This window comes from Mesorhizobium sp. M4A.F.Ca.ET.050.02.1.1 (genome assembly GCF_003997725.1).
Taxonomy (GTDB): domain Bacteria; phylum Pseudomonadota; class Alphaproteobacteria; order Rhizobiales; family Rhizobiaceae; genus Mesorhizobium.
The window spans coordinates 1-8,095 of record NZ_RZSG01000217.1 but is presented as its reverse complement, the minus strand read 5'-3'; the positions used below and the strand labels follow the sequence as shown (position 1 = coordinate 8,095).

General features: G+C 62.5%; 6 protein-coding genes, 1 tRNA gene and 1 pseudogene. 2 read left to right on the top strand and 6 right to left on the bottom strand.

What is annotated here, in order from left to right; translation table 11 throughout:
- Positions 1 to 63: 63 nt before the first annotated feature.
- The 4 genes from EOA33_RS16205 to EOA33_RS16190 are packed head-to-tail and all read right to left on the bottom strand — an operon-like array spanning position 64 to position 3,668.
- Positions 64 to 1,257: a DUF4915 domain-containing protein gene (locus tag EOA33_RS16205; RefSeq protein WP_190234288.1), complete on the bottom strand. Its 1,194-nt coding sequence runs from the start codon at positions 1,255 to 1,257 to the stop codon at positions 64 to 66.
- The gene (locus EOA33_RS16200; RefSeq protein ID WP_127406047.1) at positions 1,254 to 1,934 is read right to left on the bottom strand and encodes a glycosyltransferase family 2 protein; all 681 of its coding nucleotides are present in this window, start codon (positions 1,932 to 1,934) and stop codon (positions 1,254 to 1,256) included. The genes EOA33_RS16205 and EOA33_RS16200 overlap by 4 nt, the downstream gene beginning before the upstream one ends.
- Positions 1,897 to 2,856, bottom strand: a complete 960-nt coding sequence (locus EOA33_RS16195) for a transketolase C-terminal domain-containing protein (RefSeq protein ID WP_210211269.1) — start codon at positions 2,854 to 2,856, stop codon at positions 1,897 to 1,899. The genes EOA33_RS16200 and EOA33_RS16195 overlap by 38 nt, the downstream gene beginning before the upstream one ends.
- The gene (locus tag EOA33_RS16190) at positions 2,853 to 3,668 is read right to left on the bottom strand and encodes a transketolase (RefSeq protein WP_126054555.1); all 816 of its coding nucleotides are present in this window, start codon (positions 3,666 to 3,668) and stop codon (positions 2,853 to 2,855) included. Before EOA33_RS16190 ends, EOA33_RS16195 begins: the two co-directional genes overlap by 4 nt.
- A gap of 8 nt (positions 3,669 to 3,676) precedes the next feature.
- Here EOA33_RS16190 and EOA33_RS16185 point away from each other — a divergent pair, with 8 nt between their 5' ends.
- Positions 3,677 to 5,878 carry a hypothetical protein gene (locus EOA33_RS16185; protein ID WP_127406046.1) on the top strand — a complete coding sequence of 734 codons (2,202 nt, stop codon included), beginning with the start codon at positions 3,677 to 3,679 and terminating at the stop codon, positions 5,876 to 5,878.
- A gap of 470 nt (positions 5,879 to 6,348) precedes the next feature.
- Here EOA33_RS16185 and EOA33_RS16180 read toward each other — a convergent pair.
- Positions 6,349 to 6,710 (bottom strand): annotated as a pseudogene (locus tag EOA33_RS16180) (AraC family transcriptional regulator); the annotation flags it as partial.
- A gap of 181 nt (positions 6,711 to 6,891) precedes the next feature.
- On the opposite strand from EOA33_RS16180, the gene EOA33_RS16175 reads away from it, so the two are divergent.
- Complete coding sequence (locus EOA33_RS16175) at positions 6,892 to 7,179, top strand: PilZ domain-containing protein (protein WP_126054557.1); 288 nt, start codon at positions 6,892 to 6,894, stop codon at positions 7,177 to 7,179.
- 581 nt (positions 7,180 to 7,760) lie between these two features.
- On the opposite strand, the gene EOA33_RS16170 is transcribed toward EOA33_RS16175, so the two are convergent.
- Positions 7,761 to 7,850 (bottom strand) — tRNA-Ser (locus tag EOA33_RS16170).
- Positions 7,851 to 8,095: the final 245 nt, after the last annotated feature.

The following is an 8,095-nucleotide window of genomic DNA, read 5'->3' as shown; positions in this document are numbered from 1 at the left end:
GCCTGGTGTTTCCGCCATTTTCGTACATGGCGCCAAGCATCAGCAAGCGAAACCCGTCGGTCATCAATTCCTCCGAACATCATTCCTGGAACCGGCTTGCCAGGCATAGAACAGCGTCTGTTCCGCGCCCGGCATCCGGCGAAAGCCGTCAAATGGAAGGCGATCGATCATCCGCGACGGGACGGCCTCGATCGCGAAGATCTGGTTGCCGGCCGGCCAGACCAGGCTGGCCACGACTCGCCCGCTTTTGATATCGACCGCATGCAGCCCGCAAACGCATCTGTCCGGTTCGAGCCCCGGTGCATAGGCACGAAAGCGCGGAATGATCCGCGATGTGCCAACGATCGCGAGATTGCCGATCGCGCACATGCCCCTGGTCCAGCCCCGCAGGCGCGCGACGATCTCGATGCTGCCATCCTGTCCGCAGCTTACGACGCTGCCGAATCCGCTGTTGGCAACCCACAAGGCATCGCCGACGAAGCGGGGGGAGTGCGGACGGGTCAAGCCACGCGTCATCGGCAATCGCGTCGCGCCGCTGAAAACGACGCCGCGCCCTTCCACGGCAAATTCGATCTGGCCAGGTCGTGCGCCGACGAGATCGTCCTTGGATGCCGTGAAGCAGCTTTCGGCCAGACTCTTTCCGGCCGCGATGCCATTGAGCTGCAAATGATTGAGGCCAAAATCCGCTCCCGCGTCCCCCTCGATGCATGACGGCCACCATACACGCTGGCTGCCACCGAGCGCCGGGAATGCGACAATGGCGTTTTCACCAACAGCACTGCCATGCAGCTCAGGGCCGATCATCGCCAGATCGTGGAGATATGTGCTGCCGGGCAGGAAGCGGGCACCCGCGGGCATGAGCACGTTTCCGGCAATGCCCTTCGATGTGAGATCCCTGCGTGGCAGAAGCCCGTCCGCAGCCCGCAGCGTGTACAAGACATTCGGATTGCGTGTGCTTGCGACATGGACTTCTCCCCGTGCCGCGTCGAAGGCAATGCCCGACGGGTGCGGCAGCCTGAGGTAGCTCACCTGGGGTGATCCCGAGGCCATCGAGAGCGCCAGCAGGAGATGCTCGTATTCGCGGCTGACCAGCAAGGTGACGCCGGCCTCGGCGAGACTCTGCCACCATGGCCCCGTCACCTCGACTTCAAGCAGACTGCTGTCGATCGCTCCCGCGTCCTGCCACTGCGCCACGACGCTGGCCGGGTCACGCCAGGCTTGATGGTCGGCCTGGAAGGAGTCGTTCCCGTCGCTCAACTTTGCAACCTCATTCGCAGCGCGCCGCGATAGAGCCGCATGGCCGTGCGCCATCCGGTTGTCGAGCGACCGCCGTGTCTAGGGCCGGATGCCATGCCGAAGGGGGTGATCGCGTATCCATGGCGGCGACAGATTATGCAGAATTCGAGATCGATCAGATCGTCATCGCGCTGCAGATCCAGGAGCGCCTCGAAGCGGCGATGGAACAGTTTCGGCGTGCCGTTGATATCGCGCAGCCGCAGCCCGAAAAGCAGCCTCGCCTCGAGATTGTACAACTGCGATCCAAGCGCGCGAAGCCACGCCCGGCCCTGCTTCCGTTCGGCCTTGAGGACGCTGTCCGGCCGGCTTATGCCGGCATCCAGCGCCCGGCGCAGATCAGCTCCCGCCGTACGCGCCGAATTCGTATAGCATAGAAATTCTCCCCGGGCGGCCGCCAGGCCTGTCCTGACCGCGCGGCCCCAGCCCGCATTGTCGGCTCTCAATGTGCGCACATTGGGATAGCGGATTGCCAGCTCCGCACAGAGCGCGGCGCTGTCGTCACGCGATCCATTCTCGACGAGGATAATTTCCCACGGCACCGAAAGGCTGCGGAGAGTTGCATGATATTCCTCTATAACGGTGACGACATGGTCGGCCTGGTTATGGATGGGAAGGATGATCGACACTGTCGGGTTCATGGCAACTCAACAAATGCAGTTCCCGGGCGGCAGACGCAATCTGGTCGGCGCTCAATCCACTGCGTTCCATCAGCCAGGTCGCACTGCCGCCGCGGCCTGCGCCGGGCTGGGTTGCCGCGAGGCGGCGGAAAGGCCTCGCCAATCCGGCTTCCGCGAGAACCTCCGCCACCAAAGAACCCAGTCCTCCCGTCTGCTGGTGCGCCTCGACCGTCAGGACGGCGCTGGCATCGGCCAATGCGGTTCCCAGGTCCGCCAGCGGCGCAGGCGCAAGGCAGGGGAGGGACAACACCGTCGCCTGCACGCCGCCGCTTGCCAGCGTCTCGGCAGCGGTCATAGTTTCCGCAGCCAGAGCACCCGTTGAAATGAGCAGCACGTCGGCGCCTCGACGCATGGTCTGAGCCCGCCCGAGTTCAAATCGACCGCCAGAGATCGCGCCCTGCGGACTGTCCTTGCCCAGCCTGAAATAGACCGGGGACGGCGCCGACCACACGCAGTCCAGCGCCGCGGCGGCCTGAGGTCCATCGACCGGCGCGAGAACCATCATACCAGGCAGCGCACGCATGACGGCAATGTCCTCAAGGCTGTGATGCGTCGAGCCGCCCGTGCCGTAGTCGAAGCCGCCGCCAACACCGACGATGCGGACGGGCAGTTCGTGCGCAACCGGACCGTTGCGGATGAATTCGTAAGGCCGCAGCGTCGCAAAGGTCGCGATCGAATAGCAGAACGGAAGAAATCCGGCTTCCGCCAGACCCGTTGCGATGCCAATCATGTTCTGCTCGGCGACACCGACATTGACGAATCTGTCCGGATAGGCCTGCGCGAAGGGCTCCACGACAGAGAAGCCGAGGTCTGCGGTCAGCAACATGATGCGCGGATCGCGCGCGGCGAGTTCGCAGAGCTTGGCGATGAACTCGCGCCTCACTGCAGCGCCTCGCTCTCCGCCAGGGCGATGGCAAAGTCTTCGTCCGACATCGGCAAATAGTGCCAGCGCACCTGGCGCTCCATGAAACTCACACCGCGCCCCGACACGGTCCGCGCCAGCACCACCAACGGCTCCTGGCGATGCGGACGCAGCGCCTCGCGAACCGCCGCTGGCGCATGTCCATCCACCTCCCGGACCGTCCAGCCGCAACTTGCCCAGTGTTCCGGCATCCGTGCCTGGTTCATGATCTCGGCGGTCGGGCCAAGCGCCTGCTGTCCATTGACGTCGACGACGACAATCAAATTCGTGAGCCGATGATGCCCGGCAAACATCGCCGCTTCCCAGGTCGATCCTTCATTGCATTCCGCATCGGACAGCAGCACATAGGTGCGGCGGTCCTTGCCGAGCAGGCGCGCGGCGAGCGCCGATCCGACGCCGATCGACAGGCCAAGGCCGAGCGAGCCGGTCGAGAAGTCGACGCCTGGGAGGTGATGGGTCGGGTGCACGCCCAGGCGGGAATCATCGGCGCAATAGCTTGCCAGTTCGGCGCGGCTTAGCCATCCGCGCAAGAACAGGGCGGCGTAGAGCGCAAGCGCCGCGTGCCCCTTTCCCATAACGAAACGATCGCGATCCGGATCGTCCGGTGCGTTCAGTCGCATGGCTCCGCCATAAAGTGCTGCGAGAAGATCCACCACGGACAGGGCCGAGCCAATGTGCCCGACATGGGCGCGATGTGATTCTTCAAGGATCAGCTTGCGCAGCGCCCGCGAACTCAGGATTTGCTGGTGAGCGAGCGCCGGATCAGGCTCCATGACAGCCCATGGCGTTCATGCTAGTGGTCGACATCATGCGATTGGCCTCTCGTATGATCCGATACACTAGCGCATTCTTCGCCGATCTTGGAAGGCGGCCTGTACTTCTCCTTTGTTTGGGAATTCTGCTCGCCTGGCTGATGGCGGGTGTTCCATTCATGAGATTCGGCGTCCCGACTGGTCTGTGGGGCGATCGTACTTTCCTGCTGCTTCACGGCAGGCTATTTCTCGACTGGCCGCATATTTTTCGAACGGATGCGGTGGGTTTTCCCGATCGGCTGGATCTGCTCGGCTTTCCTTTCACCGACCTTACCGAACGCGTCGTGCAATTTCTGACCACTCGCCTGACCGGCGACGTGATCGTTGGCGCCAATGTATATTTCGTCATCATCGTCGCGGTGAACTTCGCGGCTGCCTTCTGCGCTCTGCGCAGCTTTCAGATACGGCCCTGGTGGTGCCTCGCGGGCGCTTTCGCTTTTGCGTTCATTCCCTATTTCGCAGAGCGTTCGACCGGGCATGACTATCTCGCCGCCTATTATGCGGCGCCGCTTGCGTTCCTGATCCTGCCTCGCATTGTCATGGCCGTTCGCAATCGGTCGCCGACCGGCATGGTCAAGGATCCGGTCACGCTCGCATGCTGCATGGTTATCGCCACGTCCGGAATCTACTACAGCTTCTTTTCCCTGCTTACCTGGGGGTTTGTCGGGCTGGCCCTGGCCACGCAGGAGCGGGACTGGCGCTATCTGCCGGCCATGGCACTGCCGGCTGGCGTGACGCTGGCCGTGCTGGTGCCAATCCTGGCGTTCTTCGTCGCGGTCACGCCAGGCGACGCTGGCTTCCCAGCAAGAACAGCAGCCGACCAGCCGCTCTATGGTTTTCGTATCTCCGACGTGATCATCGGGCTGGAGCCATTCGGCGTCGCGCGGAATGCACTGCGTGATTACATGGCCATCCGCGGCAAGACCGAGGGGACGGACGCCTGGCCTGGCCCCGTCCTGTCCGCTTTCGCATTGCTGGCCGCCCTGTTTGGTTCATTGCTGTTGCGAAGGCGCGGTCCTGGTGTCCGGCCGGCCTACGGAGGCCTGACGCCGACATTGAACGCATATCTCGTCTTCTGCATGATCTATTGTGCGCCCTTCGGTCTGGGATTGATCTTCAATCTGTTGATGAGGCCGGAGATCCGCGCACAGAATCGCATCGCGCCGTTCTTTGCATTCGCGGCGCTGCTGGTGTTCTTCAGGTTATGGCAGCGGGTGGTGCTCCGGCTGCGATCCAGGTTCGGCCGTTCGATCGGCGGCGTGATAGCCGCGGTAGCTCTCGTTGTCCTGGTGCTTGTGAACAGCATTGGCAGCTTTGCGCTGTTTGCCCGACAGCAGCACGCCTTGCAGCGCCAGCCGGCTTTTGCCACGGAGATGACAAGCATCCGCGCGACTTTGGCGGTGGCGGATTCTGAAGGGCTGCGGCGGATTCTCCAGCTGCCGATGGCGGCCTGGCCCGAAGCGCCCACGATCCGCGGCTTCGAGCCCTACAACCATTTATTGCCCTTTGTCTTCAGCGCTCCGGGCAGTTCCAGGCACTGGAGTTACGGCGGCTCGCGGGGAAGCGAAAATCTGTCACACCTGCAACTCCTGCTGAAGACCGCAGACTCGCCCTGCGCCCTGGCCGAACTGTCAGCCGGCTACAATTTCGACGCGGTGCTGGTGGATCGCCGCGGCTACGACGCTACCGAGCTCGCGGCATGGGACAGCCGGCTGAGCGCGGTCGGCGCGCGGCTGGTCAGTGACGACCCGCTTCGCCGCCTGTATCGCTTGCCTAAGTCGGACTGTTCGCAGCCTCTGTTGCTTTCCAATCGATGGCTCAGCGCCGCCGCCGGCGGTGAGCTCGAACCGCTTCTCGATCGGGGATGGTGTTCGCCGGAGGCCTGGGGCCGTTGGGGCAGGGACAAGGTGCAGCGCATACTATTGCCCAATCGCGACCTGGGCAGCCGCGGCGTTGTCATCGATCTCCGGATCATGCAGCTTGCCGACAAGGACGGCCGAATTCCGCGCGTCGAAGTGCGCGTCAACCAAACCCCCATCACCACGATCAGCGTTGTACGGTCCATGCAGCCGGAAGAGCATCGCATCGTCATTCCCCGTCTGCTCCTGCGGCAGTCGGGCTTCACGACGATCGAGTTGAGGCTGAGGCCTCCGTGGCTGCATCGAGGGTGACGCCTGAAGACAAAAGGTTGCTTGGGGTTGGTTTGATTGCAATGCGCGTGGCGCCATCGATCCAGTAAGGCCCGATCGACCATAGGGCACCGGCCATTGGCGCGGTCCGTTGGGGCAGGCCATGGACGAATGGCCAAGCCTGCCTTTCGCAAGCAAATTCGAGCTGTGTTTAAGTAAGCGGCTACTTTTTCTGCCGGGCCCACCTGGTCGCTTGCTCCGCCTTGTCAAGCGCAAGGAATGGCAGCAAGACCAACAGCATGGCGGCGACGGCAACGAGATTTGCCGCGTCCTCGATCACGCGAATGACGACTTTCACAGCTACTACCCCTCCCGACATAGTAATAGCCGAAATCGACCTCAACCTCAAGATGTACGGTTGAGCGTGGTATTGCCTTGGCCGGACAATTTTGGCGTCGGAGTGGGAGACTTCCCGTCAGGCGGTAACACAAATCGGGGCATGGCCAGCCGCCTCAGCCCGCGGCGGGATCGAACTGATCCGAGCGAGAAGCTTCCATGTCCTCGTGCGCGGGAGCGGTGGTCAGGTCGCGGCTGTTTTGCCGTGGCGAGCGGCCTATGACCGGCTTGAAAGCGGTGCTGAAAGCGCTTTCGGACTCGTAGCCGAGTGACGGCGCTATGGCCGAGATGGGATCATCGCTGTTCTCCAGCCTGTCGCTGGCCAGCAGCATGCGCCAGCGCGTCAGGTAATCCATCGCCGGCACGCCGACCGTTTCCCTGAACTTCAGCGCGAAGCTCGACCGCGACATGCCGGCGCGCGCGGCCAGTCCCTTCAGCGATGCGCCGGATCCTCGTGGATGGCGCCGATTGCCGCGCCCGGACTGCCCGACAGTCGCCAATTCCATGCAGTGGGTCCGGCGGCCCGAGGTGGCCGGTAGCGAAGAGGGTTGTCTTTGGGATATCATTCGACCTCGCGTAGCTGGCAGGTCAATAAAGCGCCGGCTAATATGAGGGGCCGCCCGCCGCGAGGGTGATTCCGGATCGAGCAAGGCACGCGCATGGAACCCGATGAACCCAGACGAGAGCGTCGCCTTCACCAACGTGAGATTGTCCTGAAGGAGGCCACGATCGTCGCGGGTCCTGACAACCCGGCGATTGGCTGTTCCGTCCACAATCAGCATGAAAGAGGGGCCGAACTGCGCGTTCCTGCCGACGCCTTCGTGCCGGAGCGTTTTCTCCTGCATGTGCCTGACGATGCGGCCACCTATCAAACGGTGGTGCGCTGGCGAAGGAAGGAGCGGCTTGGCGTCCAGTTCTACGGCGCACCCAACCCCGCCAAGAGCTGACCGGTTATTCCATGAAGCCGGGCCGGTTTGGTTAGGAGCGCATTGCTGTCTCGCAGCAACGAGGTGACGTCACCCTTTGAGCAGCGATGAAAGATGTGCAGGCTGACTGTCGGAGCAGTGCTTGAAGGACGCGAGAGCGATCGACCCGAACGATAAAGCGCCGGATGCTCGGCTATCGGGTCGACGAACGAAAGTTGCCCTGGCGCGTATGGCGCGCCGCAATTGGCATAGGCCAAGGCTTCCGTCCCATCGGAACAAATGGGCTTGCTGTGGGGTTTCAAGCGAGGGAAGAGCGCTGATGCCAAACCAGACCAAAGAGCGGCCCCCGCCGAAGCCAAATCCGAAAGAGGCGCAAGTCCGGCCTCATGACAAGGACGCGCCAGAACCTCAGCATGTTGATCCGCCTCCGCGAGATGTCCGAGAGGCGCCGGTTCCAAATCCAAACGGCGATAAGAAGCCTTGACCGCCGGCACGCGGCGAAAATGGCTGCTGCCTCACGGCGGCGGGCTTTCTCTTTTGGGACGGGTTGCCGTTATGCAAGGTCCGTTTTGCTTGTTAAGTGTTTGGTTTTATTGACAACTTGGCGGAGGGAGTGGGATTCGAACCCACGGTGAACTTGCGCCCACGCCGGTTTTCAAGACCGGTGCCTTAAACCGCTCGGCCATCCCTCCAACTAGTTGTTTCTATTGCGCTTATTTGAAAAGGCGAGGGGTCTGAAAAGGTCCCTTGCTACGCATTTTGCAACTATTTGGCTTTCCGCTCGCTGCTTATAGCTGCCTGCAACGCCGCGTCAACTTGCTCGGCCGCATCGGCCTGCATTCCCGGCATCACGTGTGAATAAAGGTCGAGCGTAATACCGATCGTCGAATGCCCCAGGCGCTCGCTCGCGACCTTTGGGTGAATGCCGGCCGACAAC

Excerpts from the sequence above, each read along its gene's own strand:
- EOA33_RS16200 (WP_127406047.1), bottom strand. The coding sequence starts at position 1,934 with ATGAACCCGACAGTGTCGATCATCCTTCCCATCCATAACCAGGCCGAC.
- EOA33_RS16190 (WP_126054555.1), bottom strand. The coding sequence starts at position 3,668 with ATGGAGCCTGATCCGGCGCTCGCTCACCAGCAAATCCTGAGTTCGCGG.
- EOA33_RS16185 (WP_127406046.1), top strand. The coding sequence starts at position 3,677 with ATGGCGTTCATGCTAGTGGTCGACATCATGCGATTGGCCTCTCGTATG.
- EOA33_RS16175 (WP_126054557.1), top strand. The coding sequence starts at position 6,892 with ATGGAACCCGATGAACCCAGACGAGAGCGTCGCCTTCACCAACGTGAG.